The following is a 25,676-nucleotide window of genomic DNA, read 5'->3' as shown; positions in this document are numbered from 1 at the left end:
GTTGACAGATTGATTCTTCCGACTGAAAATTGACCTATGTCACAGTCGATCGCAGCCAATCCTGACCGGCTCCTGCCCGCGGATCCAGGGACGCGCAGCATTGCGCGCTCCCTTCTGGAGCGCGTCCAGGACCTGCCCATCATCTCTCCGCACGGCCACGTTGACGCCGCCGTCATCGAGCACAACACGCCGTTCCCTGATCCGGCCGCGCTCCTGGTCAGCCCGGACCACTACGTCACCAGGCTGATCCACGCCAGCGGAGTCCCCCTGGGTAAGCTGCTCTCGGGAGGCGCCAACCCCTCCGAATCGCGGGAGATCTGGCGGACTTTCGTCCAGGCCTGGCCCCTCTTCGAAGGCACTGCCTCCGGGTACTGGCTGCGTACGCAGTTCGACAGCGTGTTCAAGCTCGGCGCGGACCTTGGCGAGATGACTGCCGACGCCAGCTACGACGCCATTGCCGCCAAGCTCGTCGAGCCTGATTTCCGTCCCCGCCAGCTCTTCAAGGACTTCAACATCGAAGTCCTCGCCACTACAGACGATCCCCTGGACAGCCTGGCCAGCCACAAAGCCATCGCCGAGGACCCCTCCTTCAACGGCCGCGTGCTGCCGACCTTCCGTCCTGATGCCTACCTGAACATCGCCCACCCGGCGTGGAGCGCCAACGTTGAGCGGCTTGTCGATTCCGCCGGCGACGGCGCAACCGGTTATACCGGCTACCTCAATGCCCTGGAAAACCGCCGTCGTTATTTCGTGGACCATGGCGCGGTCTCCGCGGACCACGGCGTCCTCACCCCGGCGACGCTCAAGCTGGACCGGAGCGACGCCGAGCGGATCTTCGAGCTTGCGCGCGCCGGCAAGGCCACGGCCGAGGACCGCAACACCTTCGAAGCCCACATGATGTACCAGATGGCCAGGATGTCCGTCGAAGACGGCCTGGTCATGACGATCCACCCGGGTTCCTTCCGCAACCACCACCAGCCCACCTTCGAAGCCTACGGTGCGGACACCGGCCACGACATCCCGTTTGCCACCAACTACACCGATGCCATCCGGCCACTGCTCCAAGACTTCGGGACGGCCAAGGATTTCCACCTGGTGCTGTTCACCCTGGACGAGACGGTGTTCTCCCGCGAACTGGCGCCGCTGGCTGGGTTCTACCCCTCCGTGTACCTCGGCGCTCCGTGGTGGTTCCTCGATGCACCGGATGCCATGCTCCGCTTCCGCTCCGCCGTTACCGAGACAACCGGCTTCTCCCGGTCCTCGGGCTTCATCGACGACACCCGCGCGTTTTGCTCCATCCCGGCCCGGCACGACGCCTCCCGCCGGATCGAAGCGTCCTTCCTCGCCCGCCTCGTGGCCGAGCACCGTGTCAGCGAAGACCGGGCCCATGAAATCATCGTCGACGTCGTCGACTCCTCGCCCCGAAGGGTCTTCAAGCTGTGAGCAACGAACCCGAGCAAACTGCGGATCTTCCCCGCTTGAGCCGTGCCATCAAGCCAATCGGCAAAGCCCCGGTGCGCATTGTGCACATGGGACTAGGCGCCTTTCACCGATCACACCAGGCCTGGTACACCCAGCATGCAGGCGACGCGGCTGAGTGGGGCATCGCCTCTTTCACCGGCCGGCGCCCGGATGCGGCAGAGGTCCTGGCCGCGCAGGATGGCCTGTACACCGTGGTGGAGCGATCCGACGCCGGTGATTCATTCGAAGTCATCGGCAGCATTGTCGAGGCCGTCGACGGCGCCGACGTCGAGCGTTTTGTCGCACTTGTCGCCGCGCCGCTGACTTCGCTCATCACGCTCACCATTACCGAGGCCGCCTACCGGCTTGGTGCCGACGGCAAGTTGGACAACCAGGCGCCCGACGTCGTCGCGGACCTCGCCGTACTCTCTGGCGGCTCTGCTTCCGGCAAGCCGACGACGCCGCTCGGCCGCTTGGTGCTCGGTCTCTCCGCGCGCCGCGACGCAGACGCCGGTCCACTCGCCGTCGTCTGCTGCGACAACCTCTCCAACAACGGGACCGTTGCCAGAAGCGCGGTGATGGGGATGGCCAAGGCGTTCGACGCCGGACTCGCCGCCTGGATCGACGCCAACGTCAGTTTCGTCAGCACTTCCGTTGACCGGATCACGCCGCGTACGACGGACGCCGATATCGACGCTGTCGCTGCAGCCTGCGGATACCGCGACGAATCGCCCGTGGTCGCCGAGCCCTTCAGTAACTGGGTCCTCAGCGGGGACTTCCCAGCGGGACGCCCGCACTGGGAAGACGCGGGCGCCGTTTTCGTGGACGAGATCGAGCCGTACGAGAACCGCAAGCTGTGGCTCCTCAACGGCGCACACTCCCTCCTCGCTTATGCCGGCCAACTGCGCGGACACAAGACCGTGGCCGAAGCCCTCGCCGACGATACCTGCCGACGAATGGTGGAAGACTTCTGGGACGAGGCCGCCTCCAGCCTGCATGGCGAGGATTTGCGCATCCCCGAATACCGGGCTGCCCTCCTGGAACGCTTCGGGAATTCCCGAATCGCACACCATCTGGCCCAGATAGCGATGGATGGCAGTGCCAAGCTGCGCGTGCGGGCGCTGCCGGTGCTCCGCGCCGAGCGCGCCGCGGGCCGCAGTGGCCGAGCGGCCGCTCGGATGATCGCGGCCTGGACTGCCTACACCGCCACGGCAACGGGTCTCCAGGACCCGCAGGCGGCAGGGATCGCCGCCGCGAACCTCGGCCCGGCCCGTCCCCGGCTCGAAGCTCTGCTAGGGCTCGTGGATCCGGACCTGGTTGCCGACGCGGCGATCGTGGACCTCGTTGAGGGTTTGGCCGAGACCTTCGCGGTCGCTGGAAACCTCAGCTAATCCGACAGGCACTTTCGACGGCGCCCGTTGCCTTTCTTGTGAAGGGGCAACGGGCGCCGTCGTTTTGCCGGACACCCGCCATAGGTGAGCGGGCGTTTGCCGGAAACCCGCCATAGGTGAGCGGGCGTTAGGCAGGACCGACGCTCGCTCATATATGGTGCCTTTTCCCCCGACGCTCGCTCACTTCTTCTGAGCGGGCATTGAGACTGCACTGACGTTGAAAGTTTCTATGGAAACACTTGGCAACCGCTTGCCGAATGGTTGCCAGGGTGATTAGGATTACATCAAGCTTCAACAATTTCAGGCCTGGTTCGGCCGAAGCTTTTCCATCATCGCAAGCCGGAACATGGGGTACCGGCAAGGGTAAAGGAGCCCGCAATGAACAAGCTCAGCAAACTCAGCATCCTCGGCTATGGGGCTGGCGACGCCGCCAACAACCTTGCCTTCACTACTGCCACCATGTTCCTCCTGGTCTACTACACCGACGTCGCGGGCATATCCGCGGCGGCCGCCGGCACCCTGTTGCTTACCGTGAGGATCTTCGACGCTTTCGCCGATGTCTTCGCCGGACGACTGGTTGACCGCGCCTACAGTAAGCGTTTCGGAAAATTCCGCCCGTTCATCATGTTCGGCTCGATCCCATTGCTGCTTCTGAGCGTCGCGGCCTTCTCCATTCCGCAAGTCGGCGAAACAGGGATGTTGCTCTACGCCTACGTGACATACGCGGCCCTGGGCCTGGCTTACTCGCTGGTGAACATCCCTTACGGTTCGCTGGCCGGCGCGATGACACAAGAACCGGGGGAGCGGGCCAAGCTGGGCTCAGCCCGAATGGTCGGCGCTCTTTTGGTCAGTTCTGCGTTGGGCATCTTCGTTGCTCCGCTCATCAAGCCCGGCGCAAACCTGCAGTCCACGTTCACCATCATCACTCTGGTCTTCGTCGTGATCGGCGCAGCGCTGTACTTCTTCACGTTCCTGACCGCCAAGGAGCGCGTCCACCGTGCGGTGCCCAAGGTTTCCTTCCAGCAAAGCATGGCGACACTCAAGACAAACCGTCCCCTGCTCATGCTTTGCCTGAGCTCCTTCCTCTTCCTGACCGGCTACATGGCACTGTCTTCGGTGCAGCTGTATTACTTGCGCGACGTCCTCGGGCGGCTGGATCTCTACGCTGTCCTCTCCATCGTCCAGCTTGTTGTGACCTTTGCCCTCGCTCCGCTCATGCCGAGGCTGGTCCGAAACTTCGGCAAGAAGACCATCTACGTAGCTGCCGGTTTCCTCGCCATCATCGGTGGCGCAATCGTCTTCTTTGCTCCGGCCCCCATGGTCGGGGTTGGATTCTCCGGTCTGCTCTTGAGCATGCTTGGCGTCATGGCCGTCAACATCGTGGTGTGGGCCCTGGAGGCAGATACCGTGGAATACGGCGAATGGAAGACCGGTGTCCGGACTGAGGGCATCACCTACGCGCTGTTCTCCTTCACCCGCAAGACCGGCCAAGCCGTCGGCGGCGCCCTTGCCGCATACGCACTCGCGGCCGGCGGCTACAAGTCCGGCACTACGCACAGCGCCGAATCCCTGCAGGCCATCCAGTTTGCCGCAGGCGCGCTGCCTGCCATCATGACCATCCTCGCGATTGTCGTCATGGCCAAGTACAAGTTGACCGACGCGTTCCACGCCCAGATCCTGGGCGAGATCAAGGCGCGCCGCTCCCTGGAAGCGTCCGGCGAGGAGCCGTTTAGCGCGGAGGGCGCAGCCGCAACCCGGGCCGGGCGGGCCGCCGCGGAAGCCGCCGGGCCAGAAAAAATCTCGACGAAATAATACTGCAACCGGTTGCCAATAATTGTCATCCATCCTAAGATCGTCTTTACCCGCCCTGTGGTGCACGTCGCATCCGCGCCAGGCCAGCCCTCGATCAGCAACCCTGAAAGGACCAGCTGTGAAAATCATTGCTGCTGAAGTCTTCGTGACCAGCCCTACCCGGAACTTCGTGACCTTGCGGATCACCACCGAGGACGGCGTGACCGGCATCGGCGACGCGACCCTGAACGGCCGTGAACTCGCGGTGGCCGCGTACTTGAAGGAACACGTTGCGCAGCTGCTGATCGGCAAGGACCCGCACCGCATCGAGGACACCTGGCAGTTCCTGTACCGCAGCTCGTACTGGCGCCGCGGCCCGGTCACCATGGCCGCCATCGCCGCCGTCGACATGGCCCTGTGGGACATCAAGGGCAAGGTCGCCGGACTGCCGGTTTACCAGCTCCTGGGCGGCGCCTCCCGTAACGGGCTCCGCGCGTACGGCCACGCCTCGGGCGCGGACATCCCGTCCTTGTTCGACTCGGTCCGGGAGCACCTGGAGCTCGGTTACAAGTCGATCCGCATCCAGACCGCCATCCCGGGCATCAAGGCCGTCTATGGCGTGGCCGCCCAGGCGCAGGCCTCGGGTGAGCGCTACGACTACGAGCCAGCCGGCCGCGGTGCGTTCCCGCAGGAAGAGGACTGGGACACCCGCGCCTACCTGCGCCACCTGCCCACCGTCTTCGAAGCGGTGCGCAACGAATTCGGCCCGGAAATCCCGCTGCTGCACGACGGCCACCACCGCATGACCCCAATCCAGGCAGCCAAGCTCGGCAAAGCGCTGGAACCGTACGACCTGTTCTGGCTTGAAGACTGCACCCCGGCCGAAAACCAGGAAGGGCTCCGCCTTGTGCGCCAGCACACCACCACACCGCTCGCCATCGGCGAAATCTTCAACACGGTGTATGACTTCCAGACGCTCATCAAGGAACAGCTGATCGACTACGTCCGGGCCGCGTCCACGCACTTCGGCGGGATCTCGCCTCTGAAGAAGGTCATGGACTTCGCCGCCCAGTATCAGATCAAGTCCGGTTTCCACGGCCCGACCGATATTTCCCCTGTCGGTTTCGCCGCGCAGCTGCACGTTGGCCTGGCCATCCACAACTACGGCATCCAGGAGTACATGCAGCACTCGGACAAGACCAACACGGTCTTCGAACAGTCGATGACCTTCACCGACGGCTACCTGCACCCGGGCGACAAGCCGGGCCTCGGCGTCGAATTCAACGAGGAAGCCGCCAACTCCTTCCCGTATCAGCAGGCCTACCTGCCCTACAACCGCCTCGTGGACGGCACCGTCCATGACTGGTAGGAACGTGGGCGTGGCGGGCGAGCCAACCGCCGCCGCGGAAAAGCCGCGGCGCATTGTGGTGATGGGCGTCTCCGGCTGCGGCAAGACAACCATCGGGGATCTCGTGGCCCGGGCGTTGGGGGTTCCGTTCCTCGACGGCGATTCACTCCACCCCGTGGAAAACGTCGCCAAGATGGCCGCCGGAACCCCGCTGACTGACGAAGACCGCTGGCCGTGGCTCGCGACGGTCGGCACCGAACTCGCCAACGCTGGAGACGGCGGGCTGGTTCTCGCATGCTCCGCCCTCCGGCGCAGCTACCGTGACGCCATTCGTGAGAAAGCCCCGGACACCGTCTTCCTGCACCTGCACGGCAGCAAAGAGGTGCTTAGGGAAAGGACAGAAGGGCGTTCCGGCCACTTCATGCCGCCTGCCCTGCTGGATTCGCAGCTCGCCACCTTGGAACCGCTCGACGCCGACGAGGCCGGGTTCGTCGTGGATATCGCTGTCCCGGTCAGCGAGGTGGTCGCCGAAGCGCTGGCCGGAATTGCCGCCGTCGCGGGTTCCAAAGCTCAGGCGGGCATCAGCCCCGCCGGTGCCGCGGGCACGCAGGCGCGGCAGTTCGACGTCGACCTCCAGGCGGCGCCGTTCACTCTCGACGACGACGCCGTTGCGTGGGTGGAGTCCACCATCCTCGGCATGAGCCTGGAGGAAAAAATCGGGCAGCTCTTCATCAATCACAACAACGATTACTCCCCGGAGTACCTCGACGGTGTGCTGGAGAACTATCACGTTGGTGGGATGCGGTACCGGCCGGGCCCGTCTGCCGCTGTCCAGGAACACATCCGCTATGCCCAGTCCAAGACACGCATCCCGCTCCTGGTCGCCTCCAACCCGGAAATGGGAGGAGCCGGAAGCTGCGACGACGGAACCTTCGTGTCGACCCACCTCCAGGCCGGTTCCCATCCGGACAAGTCCATCGCCCGGAAAATGGGCCAGGTGGCCGGTGTGGAAACCGCGGCTTTGGGCTGTAACTGGGCCTTTGCGCCGATCGTGGATATCCACTACAACTGGCGCAACACGGTTATCTCCACCCGGGCGTTCGGCAACACCCCGGAAATTGTGGTGGAGCGAGCCAAGGAGTACTTCGACGGCATCAGCGAATCGCCCACTGTCTGCGCCATCAAGCATTTCCCGGGCGACGGCGTGGACGAACGCGACCAGCACGTCGTCACTTCGTACAACACGCTCGGGTACGCGGAATGGAATTCCAGCTACGGGCATGTGTACCGGGAAATGATCGGCCACGGGGTCCAGTCGATTATGGCCGGACACATCGGGGCGCCTGAGCTCACACGGCATTTCCGTCCGGGGACGGAGGACAGGGACATCCTGCCCGCCACCCTCGCTCCGGAGCTTCTCCAGGACCTGCTTCGTGGCGAGCTCGGCTTCAACGGGCTTATTCTCACTGATGCATCCCAAATGGTCGGCCTCACCCAGGCCAAGAAGCGCAAGGACCTCGTGCCGGCCACCATCGCCGCCGGCTGCGATATGTTCCTGTTCTTCCGCAACCCGGCCGAGGACTTCCAGTACATGTTGGACGGCTACAAATCAGGCGTGATCAGCGATCAGCGCCTGCATGACGCGCTGCGCCGGATTCTGGGGCTGAAGGCCAGCCTGGGGCTGCACAAGAAACTGCCGGAAGAATTGACGCCGTCCCCTGAGGCCCTGCGGCTGATCGGCAGCGCGGCCCACCTCGCCGTCGCCGCCGAAATCGCCGACAAGACCGTCGCTCTGATCAAGGACACCGCCGGGAACCTGCCCATCACGCCGGAAACGCACAAGCGGATTCGCCTGTACGGCATCTCCGGTGGTTCCGATTTCACCCGGGCGGACCCGCTGGCCTACTTGGATACCGTCAAGGAGGAACTCGAAACCGCCGGTTTCGAGGTCTACCTCTTCAAGACGGCGGAGCAACGTGAGGCTGCGGGGGAGCCGGGCGTGAACTTCATGAGCGTCATCTCGGACGAAGCCACCGGCGATTATGCGGAAAAGTACGATGCCGCGTTCGTCTTCGCTTGCGTGTTGGGCTTTGCCCAAGAGGCGGCCATCCGGATCAAGTGGTCCAGCCCGATGGCGGCGGAAATCCCGTGGTACGTCACGGAAGTCCCCACGGTGTTCGTCTCGCTGAACCAGCCGAACCACTTGATCGATGTACCGATGGTCAAGACGGCCATCAATGCCCACGCTGGGACCCGCGAGGCCATTCGGGCTACCATCCAGAAAATCCAGGGCAAGTCCGAGTTCCAAGGAACGTTCAACGAGAACGTGTTCTGCGACTCCTTCGACACCCGGCTTTAGCGCGGCTTTAGCCAGCGGCGGCCATTTCCCAGCTGCATGGGGGAATGGCCGTCGCATGCCCGGTGGCCGGAATGATGGAGCTATGGAGTTCGAATCTCCTGACCTCCATATTGTCGATGCCTCGCAGTAGTATTCGGGCATGCCTGACCAGCCCGAATACCCCGCGCCGTTGAATTCAGTCGGCGCCCCGCCTCCGCGGCAAACAGAACCTTTATCGACCGTTTCAAGGGTGCCTGTAATCGCCAAGCTCGTTTGGCCGAAATACCTTCAATATGTTCCGGCCATGGTCACCCGGACGTCGGAGGGCAAGGTCCTGGTCCAGTGGTGGCCGAATCCCTTCGGATCGGCCACGAGAATGACGTGGCTAAAGGATACGGACGTGAGGGCCGAGCTGCGCTACGAGCGTTGAGTCAGGCAGCCGGGTTCGCGACGTCCACCAACCTGGTGTTGTCTTCGACGAGTTCCACGGGCCTCATTGTCCACGCCGACGACAAGCCGTACGCCTCGCCCAGCACGGCGTCCAACAAGGCCTGGCCCCTGGTTTCCTTGGGGTCGATCCAATCGTCGATCATGTCCGCAGAGATCGGAACCGGAATCCGGTCATGCAAATTGTGGAGCCGCTCGTGAACGCCCTCAGGAGGGGAATCCATGGTCAGGATCGAGCAGGACAAACGCCATGCGCCGGGCGCGGACTTGTCCTCGATGCTCTCGTCTCGCCATGGTGCAAACAATCCCGCGAAGGTAATCAGCTCATCCTTCGGTTCGACGATGTAGCGCTGCTTGGGATCCTTGCGGCCGGGACCCGATTTCTTCCACTCATAGTAGGCAGAGGCCGGAACGACCGCCCGCCACTTGGGCAGGGACGCCCTGAACACGGGGATTGACCCGGCGGTTTCCGAGCGCGCATTCCAGGTGGGTACCTTCGAATCGAAGGACTTGGAGAATGTCGGAACCAATCCCCACCGGCCGGCGGCGAGCTCGCGGCCGACCGAACCGTCCCCCGCCCGTCCCCGCAGAAAGACCACGGGGTCAGTCGGGTTGATCTGGAGCGTTGGGGAGGGGTAGTCGGTATCACCGCGCAGCACTGCACCGAGCTTCCTCGAGAGATAGTCTGCTTCGAAACCGACGCTGAACCGACCGCACATATCGACATTCTCGCTTAGCGCTTGGGACAATGCCAGTCGTCGAAGCCCATACTGGAGCAAGACGGAAGAACCTGCATCCTGACAACCCGGACATTTGGAGGGCCCCATGAGCAACCCTCGCAGCGAGGACCCGCGGCCGCCCGAGGGCAGCCCGGCCCGCATGACCGGTCCCGTGCTGGCAGGGGTGCTTCCGCACCAGCCCGTCGCGGTGATCGAGAAAGCCGCGGAAGTAGCGCTCAGCGCCGGGTTGGAACTGGTCCTGGCCTTCGCTGATGTCACGAGTTTCCCGGCGGCAGGGGACCGGGACGGGCATCTGGCGGCCCAGCCCATCGATCCCGACGGAATCGACGACGACGCCGCGGCCATCTCGGAGGCGCTCCGATCCCGGATCGCGGATCAACTCGACGGAGCGGGTTTGCCGTGGACTTTCGTGACCCTCGCCGGCGAACCTGCCCGGTCTCTAGGCCGATATGCGGCGAGCATCAACGCTTCCATGATCGTCGTGGGGACCAAGGAACACGGCCTCGGCCCGAAGTTTGAAGGACTGGTCACTGGATCGGTAGCCTTGCATTTGGCACATCGCCAAAACTGCCCCGTGCTCATGGTTCCCTTGGGCCGTCACGACCCAAGCAGGGATCAATGAAGGAAAGCAGCACCGCACCGCCGGGAGCCAAAGCCGAGACGGCACCACCGGACCGGAACCCGCACCGCCCGCTCCACTTGCACGGGCGGTTCGTTCTGCTCGTCGCCGCCGGCGGAATCCTGGGCGCTTTGAGCCGCTACGGGTTCGGCATGGCTCTTCCTGCGCCAAACGCGTGGCCGCTGCCCACCCTGCTTATCAATCTATCCGGCGCGCTGGCGCTTGGCTGGCTCCTCGAGTCGCTCGCACGGAGCGGGCCCGACGCCGGTCTCCGCCGGATTGCCCGCTTGGGCATCGGAAGTGGTTTCCTTGGGGCCTACACCACCTACAGCACCCTGGCGCTGGACTCGGTGCACCTCTTCGGAGCAGGACGCGGGGTGGACGCCATGTGGTACCTGGTGGCCAGCCTGTTAGGCGGTGTCGCGGCCACAACCCTGGGTATCTGGCTTGGGGCGCTCCGGCACAAGTCTGCCCAACGGACGCCAAAGGCCCGGACATGACCTTCCTTCTCATAGCGCTCGCGGGCGGCGCAGGTGCGGCCGCCCGTTTCGTGGTGGATGGGGTGGTCCGTTCCTGGGCCCGGACTGCGTTGCCGCTGGGCACGATCTTCATCAACCTCTCCGGTTCGCTGCTCATGGGGATCCTGGCAGGGCTGGTCATGGCACATCAGGCTCCAGAATCTCTCCAGTTGATTCTCGGCACAGGGTTCCTTGGCGGATACACGACGTTCAGTACGGCAAGCTTGGAGACCGTCCGGCTTGTCCAGGCCGGCCGGACCGGTCTGGCCGTTCTCAACGGAGTGGGCACTATGGCGGCATGCGTCGGAGCCGCGGCAGCCGGCGTCGGGCTGGTCTTGTTGTTCTGAGCCGTACACGTCCGAGAAACCACCAACACCCAGTGGCAACCAAACACTGGAAAAACCTTTGGAGAGACTATGTTTGAAACGGTCGTGCGAGACGGAGTCGTCTTGAAGCCTCTCGAGACATGGCATGCCGGCGAGTTCGCCGAGCACATGAGCAGGGCACGAGACCACATCCGGCCGTGGGTCGGACCGACCTTTGTCACCGACACCGTCGAGGGTGCCCGCGCTACCCTTCAGCGTTACGCCACGGCCACCGCGAATGATGGAGCGCGTATCTACGGCCTCTGGGACCACGGCAAGATCGTTGGAGGCGTGATGTTTGTCACGTTTGACCCCGTCTGGGGCATTTGCGAGATTGGCTGCTGGCTCGAACCCGATGCTGTCGGAGGCGGCCTCATCACCCGGTCAGTTGAACTGCTCATGGAGTGGGCGTTCGTAGAGCGGGGAATGTCCCGAGTTGAATGGCGGTGCCGCACCGACAACGACCGCAGCGTTGCTGTCGCGCAGCGGCTGCGCATGCGTTCGGACGGTGTTCTTCGCAGTAGCTGGGTCTACGACGACAGGCGTTACGACAAGGAGGTATTTTCAATACTTCGGGCCGAATGGATGGACACGCGACCTGGTGTCGCGCAATGACAGACGCGGTCCAGACGCCATAGCGCTCTTCAGAACGCTCACTCTGCACGTACAACTCATGCCGGCCACGGGAGCGCCGTCAGCGTGTGCCATTCCGTCCTCCGGCGTCTGGTCTTGTCCTGGTCACTGCTTTGGGATGGTCTTCTCGCGGATGAGGGGTGCCGCGAGTCCGGCGAGGAGGATGCTGATGCCCTGGTCCAGTTCGGCCGCGCCGTCATAGTCCGCAAGAACCGGGCCAAGCGCGCGAAGGCGGGGAAATTCTTTCGCCGGCAGGCGGTGGAGACCAAGGCGGAGTAGTGCTTCGTTTTCGTCCGGATCCACGATGAATTCCTGCAGCTCATTGAGGATGTGGCCGTAGAGGAACCCATAGTAAGCCCGGTAGACGTGCAGCGCGTCCGCCGGGGCGAACCCTGCGTCGATCAGCAACGAGAGGATCTGCTCAAGCGGGCGCAGCGTTCCCAGGGGGCGCAGGCCCAAAGGCGTCGACAGCGGGCGGGTCACGAGCAATGGCACGACGTTCGGGTGCCGCAGCGCCAACAGGCGCAGGTCATGGGCAATCTGCCGGAGCTGTGCCTGCCAATCCGGGCGGTCCGGGAAGATGGAAAGCTCCTTCAGGACCAACTCGGTCACTCCGTCCAGGAGCGCAGCACGATTGGCGGCGTACCGGTAGAGGCTCATCGGATCCCGGCCCAGTTCCTGCCCGAGACGGCGCATGGTGAGCGCGTCGAGTCCTTCCGCGTCCACGAGTGCGAGCGCAGTGGACAGTACGAGGTCGCGGCTCAGCTTGGGTTTCTCCCCGGTGGCCTTCTCGCCGGCAGTTGAAGAATTGATCGGACTCTTTGGGGGCGGCACGGGTTTCCATCCTGATCTGATCGCGTCCTCGCTGGTTCCTGCGGAAAAAGCTTGCTTACTTTGTAGTCTACGCGTAAAGTCTACATCGTAGACAAGTTCCTACACAGGTTTCCCGAAACGGATTTCAGCGCACGGCCACGGCCCTGCGTACTGCTTCAGAAGCCCGTGACTGCGCACAACGCACAGACCGCCCGAGCCGCAGAGTTCCACAGAACCGGGTGACCGCTCCAGTGCCATGTGCACGCATTGGGGCTCCGCTGCTATAGCCACTTGGCAGCACACAACGCACCTGCAAAAAGGGCCCCATGGCTAATACGGCTAGTATCCAGTTCGACCAATTCCTTGAAGAAGCCACCATCATCACCAACGACCGGTCCGATTCTCCTCTCGGGCGGGATCGCTTTTACGGCCTGTATACGAGCTGGTGTTTGCTCCAACAGTCCGTGCCGCAGCCCGAGAGCGCTTTTTTGGCGGCGATGAGGACCAAGGGCATCCATCCTGCCGGCAATGGGCTCCGAATGACGGGCCCGGCCGCTGCCGACTACATTCTGGCAAGCTGCCCGGCCCTGGCCTGATCCGATGAGCGCCATCTCGAGCACCTACCTCCCGTTGGACGCCCACCAGCCCCGGGGCAAGCAGCCCTGGTGCGCGACCTGCGACACCGATCTGCACCTCGTCGTGGACTCCAGCACCATCATGGACCGCCGACGCGAAACCCTCGCCGTTGCCTTCAACTGTGCTAAATGCGGCGGGGCCCGCGTCCTGTCCACAACAGCGGGTTTCGTCGCCGCAGTCCTGGCCAGGTGCGGCTTCCAAATGGAAAAACCGCACTGATCCACGCACTTACCCTCATTGGTAAGTATACTTAGTAACGAATGCCCTAGGCCGCCGGCCTGGGTACGCGAACAAACGAAGGAGACACACTTGTTGCTTTGGATAGCCATCATTATCGCCGTTCTCTGGCTTCTCGGCTTTATCGGCGGCATCGGCGGCGGGCTCATTCACCTGCTTTTGGTTGTTGCCGTCGTCGTTCTGATTTTCCACTTCATCCGCGGCAGGTCACGCGTATAACAATGAACTTTTGCTCCGACGCCGGGACTCCTTATGTGATAAGGGGTCCCGGCGTTGTCGTTCGGCGTCATCACAGCCCTGGTTGGCCAGCCCGGCTCTCGCCGTAGGTCGTACGTGAGGCAAAGTGCCTGGAGGCTGGGAGTCTCTCAGCGTGCGGCAGGGCTTGAGTCCAGGAGCAGAGCCGGGCCGCCCATGATGCCGCACGAATAAGTCGTGGTATCCGTCTTGACCAGGATCGAAGCACCATTGCCCGAAGAGCAGGGCGGCGCTCAATGCCCAGATTGCAATTCGTTTCCCCACGTCATGTCGAAATCACTCGTCGGCTCCGGTGGGAAGTCACGGCCACCGTCTGGGCGAAGGTCATTTCGCAATCTTACGGCCGGGCGCCTAGAGAGAAGTCCGGAACCGAGGCGACGATTGGCCTCGCCCAGTGTCGGCGGGGAAGACATGCTTAGCTGCCCCCGGCCTCGACTTCTTCAAAAGGCGTCGAGTCTTCCACCCGGCCCAGGAGGGACAGGCGGCTCGCAATTCTGGCCAGATCAACGGGCTGGGTGCTGGTCCGGTGGGCGGGATCCTGGGCCAGGTCCCAGTCCAAGGGGCCGTGGCCCACCAGGAAGAGCGTGATGTCCTGGTCGTGCAGGACATCGACGACATTGCTGAACCGTTGCCAGGCCGGTGCGGACCCGGCAGTCGACTCAAGCGTTGGCGAGGGTACTCCGTCGATCACCCACGTTCCGTAGTCCTCCGCCAACGCCAGGTAGTCCGCCGTCGACATGAGGCCGCCGCACAATTCCGTGAAACTGACCCAGAGAACATCGTCAGCAGCTTTGACGGCGAGCCGTTCCGTCGTGGGGGTGAGGATCCGCTCTTGTGACTTCGCCGGCGCGAACAAACCAAAGACCCCCAGTTGCGCCGGCGTTCCGGGAGTAATGATCTTGCCCCTGCTGAAGCCCTCCTGTCCACGAGCCACTAGAGCCAGTTCTTCCGCTTGAAGATCACATACATGACAAAGCCCGCGGCAACCATCATGCCGAGCGCCATCGGATAGCCGAACGGCCAATGGAGTTCAGGCATGATGTCGAAATTCATGCCGTAGAGCCCGGTGACGAATGCCGGTGCGAAGAAGATCGCCGCCCACGAGGAGATCTTCTTGGTTTGTTCGTTTTGTGCCGCACTCGCCTCGTTTTGCCGGTTCGCAGTCAAGGTCCCGTCGAGGGTCAGGGCATTTTGAAGCAGGTCCCGGAAGCCATTGGCGCGGGATATGACTTGTTCGACGTGGTCCTCCACATCGCGGAGTTTGCGCTGCAGTTCGATGTCGACTCCGTATTTCTCGAACCCCCGCTTCAGGGAGGCCATCATTTCCGGCAGCGGATTGATTGCGCGCTGGAACTGGATGACCTCGCGGGCGAGTTCATAAATGCGCCGCGAAACCAGGGGATCGCCGCCGAAGAGCTGGTCCTCGATCTCGTCGATGTCGTTTTCCAGACCCGAGATCACGGGGCCATAGTCGTCCACCACTCGGTCCAACAGTGCGTACAGGACGGCTTCGGGACCATGGCGCAGAAGCTCCGGTTGTTGTTCCAGATCGCGACGGACTTTGGCCACTCCAGGCGTTTCCGCGTGCCGGACCGTGACCACGAAGTTCCTCCCCGTGAAGATGTGAAGCTCACCGAACTCCACGGTCTCTGTAGCGTCTACGTACCGCGCAGGCCGGAGGACGGTGAAGAGGTTGTTGTCGTAGCGTTCCAGCTTGGGCCGCTGGTGGGCGTTGACCGCGTCTTCGACGGCGAGCAGGTGGAGGCCGAACTCGGCAGCCACCGCCGCCATTTCCGTCTCGTCCGGCCGGTACAGTCCAATCCACACCATTCCGCCATGGGCGGCGAGTGTTTCGACGCTTTGCTCAAGGCTTTCCGGAGTCGCGGTCCGGATGCCGTTCACATAGACGGCATTGTCAATGATGGTCACGAGGTTATTCTCCTCTTGTTACTGCAACGCCCCGATGATTGACCCGGCGACAGTCATGGCCACGATGTCATGGCCGGAGTCGATGAGAGTCACGGCGGACGGCCTGCCTGCGAAACCGTTGTGGATGACGTGGCCGCCGACGCGGAAGACCACCGCAATCACTAGCGCAAAGAAACCGGCGTGCAAGCTTCCCTGCACGTCCAGCTTTCCGATGAGGACGGCCAACAGGATGCTTGTGAACGCTGCGGCCACCATCATGGGGATCCAGATTCCTGCGCCGCCGTCGATCTTCTTGAGGTCTTCCTCGGTCTTGCCGATAGCCTGCATCCACCGTCTGCCGAGGACCGCCGGCATGTACCAGACAAATCCGATGACCATGCTGGAAATGAAGGCCAGGAGTATGGCCAGCCAGTTGAGGTGCTGAAGAGAAGAGAGCCAATCCATTCTGGAATCCTAGTCGGCTTCCCTGACCGGCGAATCGGTGGAAACCTGCGTTTTGACCCGTTTCGCGGCGCCGGACGTTTCAGCGGCGTCCACGAGCCGGCCGATCAGCGGCTCTGTCCGGTAGGGGATATGGGTGTGCAGGGCAAGGACCGTTTCCGTGCGGATGACGCCCTTGGTTCTGAGGATGGAGCGAAGCGCCGTTTGCAGGTTGTGAGTGTCGGTGGCCACAACGCGGCATAAGAGATCGCCGCGCCCGGAAATTTCATGCACCTCAAGGACCTGGGGGATGCGGCGGAGGGCTCCGATCACGCCGTCGAGTTCCCGGTGGGTCACCTCCAGCGTCACGAAGCCGACGACGTCGTACCCCACCTTTTCGAGGTCGACCTCGCGGCCGCCGTCGTTCAGTACGCCCGAGCGGACCAAGCGGCGCATCCTCGATTGGGCGGTGTTGCGCGCAATCCCGAGGGACTCGCTCAGTTCGGCGATCTGAATCCTGGGATCACGGATCAACTCGAGCAGGATCTTCAGATCCGTTGGATCGAGGGTGTTCAAATCATCACTCCGGCTCATTTTTGGTCATTGGTGGATCTCAATTTTGACTGTTCTGATCAATTCTTTCATGGACATCTGATCTATTCGGCAGGCTTGCGACATCCTATTGCCATCAATATTTTGGGCCGTCCAGTCCCGGCCCACAAGGCCAGGTTCCGTGACGGCCGCTGAGGCGAAGGCACGGAAATGACTGTCTTTAGCGAACTGCGCATGCGCCAGGCCACCGCCGCGCGCTCGGGCTGGGATGCTTCCACCACGGCACGGCTGGTCCTGGCCGGCGCCGTCATGTTCACACTGCTGGTCGGTGCCAACTTGGCGAGCCCGCTGTATCCGCTGCTTCAGGCGGAACTCGGAATCACTTCATTGGGCGTGACCATTGCCTTTGCGAGCTACGTCCTGGCACTCGTGGCTGTGCTGATGCTCGCCGGCCACTGGTCGGACCATATCGGCAGGCGTGCAGCGCTGGTGCTGGCGGTCCTGGTGGGCTTGGCGGGCGGCCTGGTTTTCGCAAACGCTGACAACCTCTTGATGCTCTCGGCCGGCCGGATGCTCCAGGGCGTTGCCGTGGGCCTCGCTACCGGAGCGAGCTCGGCTGCGTTGCGTGAATTGCTTCCGTCCCGGCCCGAGTGGGCCTCCCGCTTCACCCTGTTGTCTTCCTCCGGCGGGGTGGCGGCCGGTCCCGCCATCGGCGGACTGCTTTCGCTGCTCCCGGGTGCCACGTCAACGCCGTTCTTCATCCACGCGGCCGTCCTGCTCCTCTTGCTGGTCCCGCTGTGGCTTCTCAAGGCGCGCCCCGCGATTCGGCCTGCAGAAGGCCCGCGTCCCTACACCGTGTTGGCCCCGCGGCGGCCCTCGGTATCGCGGGAAGCGAGGGGAGCGTTTTGGCTGGCCTCGAGCGTCGGCTTCCTCAGCTTTGCCGTGTTCGGATTCTGCCTTTCGCTCGCGCCCGGCTACTTCGCCGTCGTAGTGCACGCCGATTCCCGCCCCATGACCGGCCTGCTCGCCGGACTGACGCTCGGAGCGTCGGCGCTCAGCCAATTGCTGAAGGTCCGTGGCCGTTTCGCCGTGCCCGCTGGGCTGGCGGTCCTGGGGGTTTCCATTATGCTTGTCGGCGTTGCGGCCTCCCTTTCCAGTCCAGTGCTGCTGGTGGCAGCTAGCCTGTCCGCCGGGGTTGGGCAGGGGATCGCCTTCCGGCTCGTGTTCAACGACGTTGCCGGCAAAGTCGAAGCGTCCCGGCATGCCCAAATCATCAGCACTGTCTACGTCATCACCTACCTTGGCAGCGCTGTGCCGGTCATCGGGCTGGGCCTGGCCGCTTCGTTCATCGGACTGGGCGCCGCTGCCAGCTGTTTCACCGTGGTGTGCGGGCTTGCAGCGACGGTGCTCGCTGTCGTCTCCCTCCGCAGGGTTCTCCGCAAGGGCTGACTGACGGTCCATCCTGGAAGTCCAAGTTCGCAAAGATTGATTTGTAAAGAAAGTCTTGCAAAGGTTTCTTTGCAAGAGTAGCGTTTCCGGCATGGACAAGGTTCAAGAGCCGGAATTCCCCGTCCGCAAGGTCGATACGGCGTCCCTCAAAGCGCTCGCGCACCCCCTGCGCGTTCAGATCCTCGAGATGCTGTCGCGTTATGGGCCGCAGACCGCCTGCAGCCTGGCCGAACTCCTCGATGAATCCAGTGGCGCTACGAGCTACCACTTGAGGCAGCTCGCCAAGTTCGACTTCGTCCACGAAGTCCAAGGCAAGGGGACTGCGCGGGAGCGGTGGTGGGAGCGGCCCAGGGGAGCCATCCAGATCACGTCCCCCGAGTTGGCACATTCGCCGGCGACGCAGGAGGCATCTCGGCTGGTAACCCGCGAGTTCGAACGAAGCAGGCAGGCTGTCCTCGCCGACTTCATGGCACACGGCATGGATTCCTTGGACGAAGACTGGCTCGACGCGGCCATCGTCAACACCGCCAACGCCCGGATGTCAGCCGAACAACTCGGCCGCTACGCCCGGTCCATGGAAGCGTTCGCCCGCAACCTTCTGGAAGAAATCCGCAACGAACCCGAGGCGGACGATGCCCGCCCCGTGCAGATCCATTTGAACGCATTCCCGATCCTCGGAGTCCCGGCGTGGGCCGGAGACAAGAAATCCCGCGACGCGAAGTCGCACGCAGCAGCCACCGAAGGGAAAGAGTCATGAGCACTGCCACCGCATCATGCGGCACCTACCGCCGGCCCTCCATGCTGGAATCGGCAGCCGCCGGAATCGGAACCGGCCTGGTTGCGTGGGCCGAACGGAGGCGCTACATTCCTCCGGTCGACCTGGCCATGCAGCGAGCGGCGCTCACGCGCCGGCAGGAACTAGGTGATCTTCGCCAGGACGCGATGGGGGCCGCACACTCGGGCCTCGAACCACGTCACTGAACTGAACCGGGCGGCAGCAGAATCACCCGCTAAGTCAACGCTATTCCGGCAGCGGCCCGTGGTTGCCCTGGATGTGGGCGAAGACCAGAGTGGTCTCGGTGTGTCCCACCACGGGGTCCGTGGCGAGGTTGTCCAGGACCCAGTCGCGGAGGTCGTCGGTGTTGGCGACCGCGATATGCAGCAAGTAGTCCACGGAGCCCGAGGTGTGGAACGTGGAGATCACTGCAGGGAGAGCGGGAACCCGGGCCGTGAAGCGGTCGATCTGGTCGCGGTCATGGGCGCGCAGGCGCACGGCGATCAGGGCCTGGACCGATCGGCCGATTGCCGGGAGGCTCAGCACGGCTTCGAAACCCTCGATGATGCCGCGTTCGGAAAGTGACCGCGTGCGCATGAGCGCCGTCGACGGAGCAATTCCGACGAGTTCGGCCAGTTGCTTGTTGGAGATCCGGGCATCGTCAACCAAAGCCGCGAGGATGCGTTCGTCGATCGCATCCAAAGGCTCACTGATGCCGACGGGCCGAACGTTCTTCGGGGTGGTGGTCACGGATCCTCCTGAAAGTGCTGTGTATTCATCATAGGTGCCAGTTTCCGCTCAATGCATTCATTTGCACTGTCAATTTCCGAATTATTGCCAGATACTGACCGAATTCAACGGTGAATAATTCAAGGAGAGCAGTGACAGCCATCGACACACTCGCAGTCCACGCGGGCCGGACAGGACTCACGGAGCAGGGCGTGCATTCCGTTCCCATCGACCTCTCAACCACTGCGCCTTTGCCTTCCGTTCACGACGGCGGCCTCGCCTACGAGCAGATGGCCACGGGCGGGCTGCCCCTCGACGGTCAGAGCACGGTGTACCAGCGTCTCTGGAATCCTACGGTAGCCAGGTTCGAAGACGGCGTAGCGGCGCTTGAGGGTGCAGCGCAAGCTGTCGGTTTTGCCTCGGGGATGGCTGCGTTCAGCGCAGTGCTGCTCGCCTCCCAATCAGAAGGCAAGACGCACGTGGTTGCGGTGCGGCCACTCTATGGCGGCATTGACCACGTCCTGGCCAGCGGACTGCTTGGCAACCAGGTCACCTTCGTCAAGGCCGACGGCGTCCGCGATGCCCTCCGCCCGGACACCGGGCTGGTGGTAGTGGAAACCCCCGCGAACCCGAGCCTGGACCTCGTCGACCTTAACCGCCTGGTTGCCGACGCCGGAGACGTTCCGGTTCTCGTGGACAACACTTTCGCAACGCCGATCCTCCAGCAGCCACTCAAACATGGCGTCGCGATGGTGCTCCACAGCGCAACGAAATTCCTGGGCGGCCACGGCGATGCCATGGGCGGAGTGGTGGCAACAAGTCCGGAGTGGGCCACGCGGCTGCGTCGGGTCCGTGCCGTGACCGGGGGCATCCTGACCCCGTGGCCCGCCTACCTGTTGCACCGGGGCCTGGCCACCCTTCCCATCCGGGTGCGTGCCCAGCAGGACCACGCCCACAAGATCGCGGCGGCGCTCGCAAGTCACGAACTCGTCGCAAAGGTGTACTACCCGGGGCTTCCCGAGTGCGATCCTCTGCATCTGGTCGGTACGCAAATGGGCGGTCCGGGCTCGTTGATCTCGTTCGACCTTGAATCAGCCGAGCATGCGGAGCGCATTCCCGGCGCGGTCCGCCTCATCACGCACGCAGTGTCGCTGGGCGGCATCGATACGTTGATCCAACACCCCGCCGGATTGACCCACCGCCCGGTTGCCCCGGAGGCCAAGCCCCAGGCGCGCATGCTCAGGCTTTCCATCGGCTTGGAAGATCCGGCCGACATCATCGATGACCTGGTCCAGGCAATCGAGTCGACCCGCTAGCGGCTGCTACTTTCCCTGTCCGGCCGGTTCCAAGGAGCCGACGACGGCGAGCTGCGACGCCGGGGACCGGTGCACGACGGCGGTGATCACCGACGTCGTGCACCCCAGTGCGATGACCGCCCAGGCGAGTGCGGTCCAGCCGAACGCCTGGAAGGCGAGTCCGCCGGCCCAGCCGATAATGCTGGAACCCAGATAGTAGGAGAGGTTATACAGCGACGCGGCTTGCGCGCGGCCGCTCGTCGCGATGGTCCCGGTCCAGCCTGCGCCGATGCTGTGCGCGGCGAAGAAGCCGCCGGTGAAGACCACCAAGCCCGCCAAAACCGCGGCGATGTTGTCCCACAGAGTGAGTCCAAGGCCGGCCGTCATTGTCGCTATCCCGGCGAGCATGACCGTGCGGCGGCCGAAGCGCATGGACAATCCGGCACCCCAGCGGGAGCTCACGGTACCGGACAAATACGCCAGGAAAATCAGGCTGACCACGGTGGCCGGCAATCCGAAGGGCGCTGCATGGAGGCGGAATCCGAGGTAGTTGTACACGGCGACGAAGCCGCCCATCAAGAGGAACGCTTGAATATACAGAGCCAGCAGCGGCGGATTGGATGAATGGTCCGCCAGCGTCTTCATGGCCCCACGGAAACCTCCGGCGGAACTTGGAGTGAAGCGGCGCGGCTTCGGGACCAGCAGCAGGAAGAGGGCGGCCGATGCTGTCGCAAGGATGGAAACCGCGAAGGCGGCGGCCCGCCAACCCCACAATTCACCGATGGGTCCGGCGAGCAAACGCCCGGCAAGTCCGCCGAGGGTGGTCCCGGCTACGTAGCTGCCGGCGGCCAGCGCGGCGTGGACTTTGTTGACCTCTTCGTTCAAGTAAGCGATGGCGATCGCTGGAATACCGCCAAGGGCCATGCCCTCGAGCGCCCTCAAAGCGAGGACAAGCGAAAAGGTGGGGGCCAGGGGGACGAGCAGGCCCAGGACGGTGGCCGCCGCGATTCCGATGGCCATCGCACGTACCCGGCCGATCTTGTCGGCGACGAAGGACCAAGGCAACACCGTTGCCGCGAGGCCTACCGTGGCCAAGGAAATGGTGAGTGCTGCCTCCGCTGCCGTGATGTGCAGTTCGTTCGCCATGAGCGGCAGGACGGCTTGGGTGGAGTACAGCTGCGCGAAAGTGGCCACTCCGGCGAGGGCCAGACCGGCGAGGATCCGCCGGTACGCAATGGAGCCCTTCAGGTGTCCTTCCCAATCGGACTCGGCGGGGCTCGGGGATGCTGCGCTTGTACTCACCTTTCCACAGTAGGGCGAGCAGAAGTGATGATTCCAATGCATGATTCACTTAAGATTGATAGCGGTTTTGGATAATTTTGCGGATAGCCGATCTGAGGATGGACGGGTATGGACATCGAACACAAGCAACTGGTCCAACTGCTGCCGTTGCTCCCACTGCTGGCTGAGCTTGGCCGGACAGAACATGTCACCGAGACGGCCGAGCTGCTCGGAGTACCCCAATCGACGGTGAGCCGGGCGCTTGCCCGGGCTAGCGCCGTCGTCGGGACCGAACTCCTTATCCGTGAAGGCCGCGGCGTCCGCCTGACCCCGGCTGCGAAAACGCTGCTTCCCTACATCGAAGCGGCGCTGGCGGAATTCCAGGCGGGACTGGATGTGGTCCGGCACGAATCCGATGTTGTCCGCGGCCGAATCGCGGTGACCTTCCAGCACACTTTCGGCGAGGCCACGTTGCCGCTGCTCATGAGCGCATTCCGCAGCCGGCACCCCTCCACGGCCTTCGAGCTCAGCCAAGGAGCGCGTGCCGCGTGCCTTGAATCGCTCGTTGCCGGTGACGCTGACTTCGCCTTGACGGCACCCGTGGCGGCTCCGGGCAGGGGCCTTGGCTCGGCTGCGCTGTACCGCGAGCCGTTGCGGCTGGTGGTCCATCATCGCCATCCAGTGGCCCGGCGCGCCAGCGTGCGGCTTGCAGAGCTCAGACACGAGCCGTTCGTTTCCATGGGGCCAGGCTTCGGCCTGCGTTCGCTGACCGACGCGATCTTCCGGGATGCGGGCTTTCGCCCAAGGGTTGCTTTCGAGAGCCAGGACTCGCATACCATCCGCGGGCTCGTGTCGGCCGGATTGGGCTACAGCATCCTGCCGCCGGGAGGACTTGGGCCGGGACCCCAAGGGGTCCTGGATTCCACGGACCTGGGGTGGGTGGAGGTATCGCTTGACTCGGAGCTCGCATACCGCGAGATAGGGATTGCCTGGCGTGAACGGCGCAAGGAACCCGACCCCGTCAGGCTTTTCCGCGAAATGGTGCTTTCCGAAGGGCCGGGGCTGCTCGCAGGCCTTGTCAAAGCGCGATCCGCGACCCAATAGATCCACCCGGTGCGCCCACGCTAGGCTTTTGGACGTGGAGACTGCAGAAAACACGACCCCCCGGCCCGACGCAACGGTCATCGGGCTCGACATCGGCGGCACGAAGACCCGCGGTGTCCGTTTCGAGGACGGCAAGCCGGTCCGCGACGAAAGCACCGGCAGCTCCAACGTCCAGAACGTGAGCCGGGAGACGGCGGCCAGGAATCTCGCCGAGCTCTTCGCCATGATCGGTGGGGGCGACGTGGACCGCGTCCTCGCCGGGGCGGGCGGAATCGATACCGACGCCGATGCCCGCGCCCTCGCCGAGCTGATCGAACCCCATGTTCCGGGCGCGCAGGTCACGGTGGTCCACGATTCCCGCCTGCTGCTGGCGGCAGGCAGGGCCAGTACGGGAGTGGCTGTCATCGCGGGGACCGGATCCGCGGCCTGGGGAAAGAATGCCGAAGGTGAAGAAGCCCGTGCCGGCGGCTGGGGCTTTCTCCTGGGCGATGAGGGAAGCGGTTACTGGCTGGGCCGGGAGGCAGTGCGTCACAGCCTCCGGCGCATGAACAAAGGACTGGAGCCCGATGGTCTCACAGTGGCCCTCTTGGAGTCCTGCGGGTTAGACGATCCCAACAAACTCATCGCACTGTTCCATTCGGAGGACACCGACCGGCGGTACTGGGCCCAGCGCGCAACTGCGGTGGTGGAGACCGCCCGCGACGGGCTCGAGATCAGCCGCCAACTGCTGGAGCAGGCAGGACGGGATCTCGCGGAGCTGGCGGCGCAGGCCGTTCGCCAGCTTGGCCTCCCCGGACCGGTGATTCTTGGCGGCGGGCTCGGAATGAACGTCGAGCCCTTGCAGTCAGCTTTCCGGGCAGGACTGGCCGCGCACGGGATCACCGATGTGCGGGTCCTGGACCAGGAACCGGTTTTCGGTGTGCTGCGGATTGTCGCGGAACTGCCTTAGCGGGGGCCGTTAGTCGGTGGCCCTGTTCCTGGACCTCGGCTTGAGCTGGACCCCCGGCATGGGCGGTGCGGGGATGCGCCCGGCTTCGGCTCCGGCGTCGGGCCCGTGGCCATGGATCCAGCCGAATCGCGCGGCGCGGGTGTCTTCGTCGCTCAGGAGCGCCTGGGCTTCCCAGTCTTCGCGGGCCCGCTCCACTTCCTCGTGAGTGCGGCCCACGAAGTTCCACCACATCAGGATGTCTTCTTCGAAGGGTTCGCCGCCCAGGAGCATGAAGCGCGTTCCAGGAGCCGCGTCGAGCCGGAGGGCTTCCCTGCCCATGCCGAGGAAGGCCAAGGGGCCGGGGTCGACTTCCTGGCCGTCGATCACGGCTGAGCCGTCCAGGACCAGGACGGCATGCTCGAATTCAGGGTTCAGCGGCAGTTCGATCGGGCCGGAGGCTGAGATTTCGACACCGACAATCGGGCTGTACATGATCGCGGGGGAGCGCTGCCCGGCGAAGTCGCCCACGAGCACCGTGGCCTTGAATCCGTCCGCGGCGACCACCGGCAGGTCGACGATCTGCTGGAACGACGGCGCGCGGTGCCTCACGGCGTCGGGCAAAGCAACCCACAACTGAAGGCCCCGGGACAGCGGCAGGAGGGCGCCGCCGTCGGGCGCGTCCGGGTGAAGTCCGGGCGGGAGGACGCCGAACTCGGAATGCGAAATGCCGCGGCCGGCCGTCATGATGTTCAACTGCCCGGGGCGGACCACGACGTCGCTGCCTACGCTGTCGCGGTGCCGCACCTCACCCTGGAGGGGCCACGTGACCGTCTGCAGTCCCATGTGCGGGTGGGGAAGAACGCTCATCGCGACGCGGTCCGGACCGAAGCTGTCCAGGAAGCACCAGGCTCCAACCGTCGGCATTCCGCGCTGCGGGAGGGTTCGGGAAACATTCATGGCCCGGACGCCGCCCAAGGGCACTTCGCGGGCCGGCCAAAGCTGTACAAAAGGTCCCTGTCCGGGATGTCCGGCCGGGCAGACTTCCTGGGCCGGGGCCGTTTCCAAGTTGGTCACGATACAACTCCATGTGCTGAACAGTGTTCCTCCCAGCTTAGGCCTAGGCTGGCTCCATGAGCATGCAGTTCGACACCCGCCCGGCCGCGTACGGAGTGGTCATCCGCGACGGAGCAATCCTCCTCGCCTATTGGAAGCAAGACGGCAAGGAAGGCTGGACCCTTCCCGGGGGAGGCCTGGACCTGGGGGAGCATCCCGTGGACGGCTGCCGCCGCGAAATCCAGGAGGAAACCGGGTACGACGCCGATATCGGAGCGATGCTCGGTATCGACGTCGGCCACTGGCCGGGCGAGGAGCGGCTGGACGGATCAGACCGTGATTTCCAGGCAATCCGGCTGGTCTACGAGGCAAGCATCACGGGCGGCGAGTTGACCCACGAGATAGACGGCAGCACTACCCACGCCGCCTGGGTGCCGCTGGGCAAGGTTCCGGGACTAAACCGGGTGTCCCTGGTGGACATCGGCCTCCGCCTGCACAGTGAGCGGCCCCTCAACGGAAAACTGCCGACGCCCTGAGCATTGCCGATTCATTACGGTCTTCGCGCCTGC

At 63.9% G+C, this 25,676-nt stretch carries 29 protein-coding genes; 20 read left to right on the top strand and 9 right to left on the bottom strand.

Going from position 1 to position 25,676, the window contains the following annotated elements:
- The first annotated feature begins 36 nt into the window (after positions 1-36).
- The 6 genes from uxaC to ACSKT0_RS18040 all read left to right on the top strand — a co-directional run bounded on the left by uxaC (position 37) and on the right by ACSKT0_RS18040 (position 8,759).
- Entirely contained in the window at positions 37-1,443 is a 1,407-nt protein-coding gene (uxaC, locus tag ACSKT0_RS18065; RefSeq protein ID WP_437770974.1) for a glucuronate isomerase, read from the top strand.
- Positions 1,444-1,529: 86 nt separating this feature from the next.
- Positions 1,530-2,852: a mannitol dehydrogenase family protein gene (locus ACSKT0_RS18060; protein ID WP_437774077.1), complete on the top strand. Its 1,323-nt coding sequence runs from the start codon at positions 1,530-1,532 to the stop codon at positions 2,850-2,852.
- Between the two features lie 378 nt (positions 2,853-3,230).
- Positions 3,231-4,664: a glucuronide transporter gene (gene uidB / locus ACSKT0_RS18055; protein ID WP_437770973.1), complete on the top strand. Its 1,434-nt coding sequence runs from the start codon at positions 3,231-3,233 to the stop codon at positions 4,662-4,664.
- Positions 4,665-4,782: 118 nt separating this feature from the next.
- Entirely contained in the window at positions 4,783-6,012 is a 1,230-nt protein-coding gene (manD, locus tag ACSKT0_RS18050) for a D-mannonate dehydratase ManD (RefSeq protein ID WP_059387443.1), read from the top strand.
- A complete protein-coding gene (locus ACSKT0_RS18045) occupies positions 6,002-8,350 on the top strand; it encodes a gluconokinase, GntK/IdnK-type (protein WP_437770972.1) in 2,349 nt (782 codons plus the stop codon). The genes manD and ACSKT0_RS18045 overlap by 11 nt, the downstream gene beginning before the upstream one ends.
- 229 nt (positions 8,351-8,579) lie before the next feature.
- Positions 8,580-8,759 carry a hypothetical protein gene (locus ACSKT0_RS18040; protein WP_437770971.1) on the top strand — a complete coding sequence of 60 codons (180 nt, stop codon included), beginning with the start codon at positions 8,580-8,582 and terminating at the stop codon, positions 8,757-8,759.
- A 1-nt stretch (position 8,760) separates the two neighbouring features.
- On the opposite strand, the gene ACSKT0_RS18035 is transcribed toward ACSKT0_RS18040, so the two are convergent.
- Entirely contained in the window at positions 8,761-9,495 is a 735-nt protein-coding gene (locus ACSKT0_RS18035) for an SOS response-associated peptidase (protein ID WP_437770970.1), read from the bottom strand.
- Between the two features lie 106 nt (positions 9,496-9,601).
- Between ACSKT0_RS18035 and ACSKT0_RS18030 the strand changes: the two genes are divergently transcribed.
- The 4 genes from ACSKT0_RS18030 to ACSKT0_RS18015 all read left to right on the top strand — a co-directional run bounded on the left by ACSKT0_RS18030 (position 9,602) and on the right by ACSKT0_RS18015 (position 11,633).
- Positions 9,602-10,138, top strand: coding sequence for a universal stress protein (locus ACSKT0_RS18030; protein ID WP_437770969.1), 537 nt, complete (start codon positions 9,602-9,604; stop codon positions 10,136-10,138).
- A complete protein-coding gene (locus tag ACSKT0_RS18025; protein ID WP_437770968.1) occupies positions 10,135-10,635 on the top strand; it encodes a fluoride efflux transporter FluC in 501 nt (166 codons plus the stop codon). Before ACSKT0_RS18030 ends, ACSKT0_RS18025 begins: the two co-directional genes overlap by 4 nt.
- Positions 10,632-11,000 carry a fluoride efflux transporter CrcB gene (gene crcB, locus ACSKT0_RS18020; RefSeq protein ID WP_437770967.1) on the top strand — a complete coding sequence of 123 codons (369 nt, stop codon included), beginning with the start codon at positions 10,632-10,634 and terminating at the stop codon, positions 10,998-11,000. Before ACSKT0_RS18025 ends, crcB begins: the two co-directional genes overlap by 4 nt.
- A 69-nt stretch (positions 11,001-11,069) precedes the next feature.
- The gene (locus ACSKT0_RS18015; RefSeq protein WP_437770966.1) at positions 11,070-11,633 is read left to right on the top strand and encodes a GNAT family N-acetyltransferase; all 564 of its coding nucleotides are present in this window, start codon (positions 11,070-11,072) and stop codon (positions 11,631-11,633) included.
- A gap of 123 nt (positions 11,634-11,756) precedes the next feature.
- Here the strand turns inward: ACSKT0_RS18015 and ACSKT0_RS18010 are convergent, their stop codons facing one another.
- Positions 11,757-12,464, bottom strand: a complete 708-nt coding sequence (locus tag ACSKT0_RS18010; protein WP_437774076.1) for a TetR/AcrR family transcriptional regulator C-terminal domain-containing protein — start codon at positions 12,462-12,464, stop codon at positions 11,757-11,759.
- Positions 12,465-12,790: 326 nt separating this feature from the next.
- Here ACSKT0_RS18010 and ACSKT0_RS18005 point away from each other — a divergent pair, with 326 nt between their 5' ends.
- The 3 genes from ACSKT0_RS18005 (at position 12,791) to ACSKT0_RS17995 (ending at position 13,556) form a co-directional block, all read left to right on the top strand.
- Positions 12,791-13,060, top strand: coding sequence for a hypothetical protein (locus ACSKT0_RS18005; RefSeq protein WP_437770965.1), 270 nt, complete (start codon positions 12,791-12,793; stop codon positions 13,058-13,060).
- 4 nt (positions 13,061-13,064) lie between these two features.
- Positions 13,065-13,319, top strand: coding sequence for a hypothetical protein (locus tag ACSKT0_RS18000; protein ID WP_437770964.1), 255 nt, complete (start codon positions 13,065-13,067; stop codon positions 13,317-13,319).
- A gap of 90 nt (positions 13,320-13,409) precedes the next feature.
- A complete protein-coding gene (locus tag ACSKT0_RS17995; RefSeq protein ID WP_345449193.1) occupies positions 13,410-13,556 on the top strand; it encodes a lmo0937 family membrane protein in 147 nt (48 codons plus the stop codon).
- 451 nt (positions 13,557-14,007) lie between these two features.
- Here ACSKT0_RS17995 and zapE read toward each other — a convergent pair whose 3' ends face one another.
- From zapE to ACSKT0_RS17975, 4 genes are read right to left on the bottom strand one after another with little or no spacing between them, the layout of a single operon-like run.
- Positions 14,008-14,526: an AFG1/ZapE family ATPase gene (gene zapE / locus ACSKT0_RS17990; RefSeq protein WP_437770963.1), complete on the bottom strand. Its 519-nt coding sequence runs from the start codon at positions 14,524-14,526 to the stop codon at positions 14,008-14,010.
- Positions 14,526-15,521 (bottom strand): magnesium/cobalt transporter CorA, encoded by a 996-nt coding sequence (corA, locus tag ACSKT0_RS17985; RefSeq protein WP_437770962.1) that lies wholly within the window; start codon positions 15,519-15,521, stop codon positions 14,526-14,528. The genes zapE and corA overlap by 1 nt, the downstream gene beginning before the upstream one ends.
- Before the next feature lie 18 nt (positions 15,522-15,539).
- A complete protein-coding gene (locus tag ACSKT0_RS17980; RefSeq protein WP_437770961.1) occupies positions 15,540-15,965 on the bottom strand; it encodes a DUF1761 domain-containing protein in 426 nt (141 codons plus the stop codon).
- Between the two features lie 9 nt (positions 15,966-15,974).
- The gene (locus ACSKT0_RS17975; RefSeq protein WP_437770960.1) at positions 15,975-16,535 is read right to left on the bottom strand and encodes an Lrp/AsnC family transcriptional regulator; all 561 of its coding nucleotides are present in this window, start codon (positions 16,533-16,535) and stop codon (positions 15,975-15,977) included.
- 168 nt (positions 16,536-16,703) lie between these two features.
- On the opposite strand from ACSKT0_RS17975, the gene ACSKT0_RS17970 reads away from it, so the two are divergent.
- The 3 genes from ACSKT0_RS17970 to ACSKT0_RS17960 all read left to right on the top strand — a co-directional run bounded on the left by ACSKT0_RS17970 (position 16,704) and on the right by ACSKT0_RS17960 (position 18,923).
- Entirely contained in the window at positions 16,704-17,942 is a 1,239-nt protein-coding gene (locus tag ACSKT0_RS17970) for an MFS transporter (protein WP_437770959.1), read from the top strand.
- A gap of 91 nt (positions 17,943-18,033) precedes the next feature.
- Positions 18,034-18,699 (top strand): ArsR/SmtB family transcription factor, encoded by a 666-nt coding sequence (locus ACSKT0_RS17965; RefSeq protein ID WP_437770958.1) that lies wholly within the window; start codon positions 18,034-18,036, stop codon positions 18,697-18,699.
- Positions 18,696-18,923, top strand: a complete 228-nt coding sequence (locus tag ACSKT0_RS17960) for a 2-nitropropane dioxygenase (protein WP_437770957.1) — start codon at positions 18,696-18,698, stop codon at positions 18,921-18,923. The genes ACSKT0_RS17965 and ACSKT0_RS17960 overlap by 4 nt, the downstream gene beginning before the upstream one ends.
- Before the next feature lie 40 nt (positions 18,924-18,963).
- Here the strand turns inward: ACSKT0_RS17960 and ACSKT0_RS17955 are convergent, their stop codons facing one another.
- Positions 18,964-19,467, bottom strand: coding sequence for an Lrp/AsnC family transcriptional regulator (locus ACSKT0_RS17955; protein WP_284980732.1), 504 nt, complete (start codon positions 19,465-19,467; stop codon positions 18,964-18,966).
- A gap of 131 nt (positions 19,468-19,598) precedes the next feature.
- On the opposite strand from ACSKT0_RS17955, the gene ACSKT0_RS17950 reads away from it, so the two are divergent.
- Positions 19,599-20,762 carry a trans-sulfuration enzyme family protein gene (locus tag ACSKT0_RS17950; protein WP_437770956.1) on the top strand — a complete coding sequence of 388 codons (1,164 nt, stop codon included), beginning with the start codon at positions 19,599-19,601 and terminating at the stop codon, positions 20,760-20,762.
- A gap of 6 nt (positions 20,763-20,768) precedes the next feature.
- On the opposite strand, the gene ACSKT0_RS17945 is transcribed toward ACSKT0_RS17950, so the two are convergent.
- Complete coding sequence (locus tag ACSKT0_RS17945; RefSeq protein WP_437770955.1) at positions 20,769-22,085, bottom strand: MFS transporter; 1,317 nt, start codon at positions 22,083-22,085, stop codon at positions 20,769-20,771.
- Positions 22,086-22,151: 66 nt separating this feature from the next.
- Between ACSKT0_RS17945 and ACSKT0_RS17940 the strand changes: the two genes are divergently transcribed.
- Both ACSKT0_RS17940 and ACSKT0_RS17935 read left to right on the top strand, forming a co-directional pair.
- Positions 22,152-23,126: a LysR substrate-binding domain-containing protein gene (locus ACSKT0_RS17940; RefSeq protein WP_437770954.1), complete on the top strand. Its 975-nt coding sequence runs from the start codon at positions 22,152-22,154 to the stop codon at positions 23,124-23,126.
- Positions 23,127-23,160: 34 nt separating this feature from the next.
- The gene (locus tag ACSKT0_RS17935; RefSeq protein WP_437770953.1) at positions 23,161-24,075 is read left to right on the top strand and encodes an N-acetylglucosamine kinase; all 915 of its coding nucleotides are present in this window, start codon (positions 23,161-23,163) and stop codon (positions 24,073-24,075) included.
- Positions 24,076-24,084: 9 nt separating this feature from the next.
- Here ACSKT0_RS17935 and ACSKT0_RS17930 read toward each other — a convergent pair whose 3' ends face one another.
- On the bottom strand, positions 24,085-25,128 hold the full coding sequence (locus ACSKT0_RS17930; protein ID WP_437770952.1) for a pirin family protein: 1,044 nt from the start codon (positions 25,126-25,128) through the stop codon (positions 24,085-24,087).
- Between the two features lie 56 nt (positions 25,129-25,184).
- Here ACSKT0_RS17930 and ACSKT0_RS17925 point away from each other — a divergent pair, with 56 nt between their 5' ends.
- The gene (locus ACSKT0_RS17925) at positions 25,185-25,643 is read left to right on the top strand and encodes an NUDIX hydrolase (protein WP_437770951.1); all 459 of its coding nucleotides are present in this window, start codon (positions 25,185-25,187) and stop codon (positions 25,641-25,643) included.
- Positions 25,644-25,676: the final 33 nt, after the last annotated feature.

The sequence above is a fragment of the Arthrobacter sp. KNU40 genome (genome assembly GCF_051515115.1).
Lineage (GTDB): Bacteria > Actinomycetota > Actinomycetes > Actinomycetales > Micrococcaceae > Arthrobacter.
This window is presented reverse-complemented; position numbering and strand designations above follow the sequence as displayed.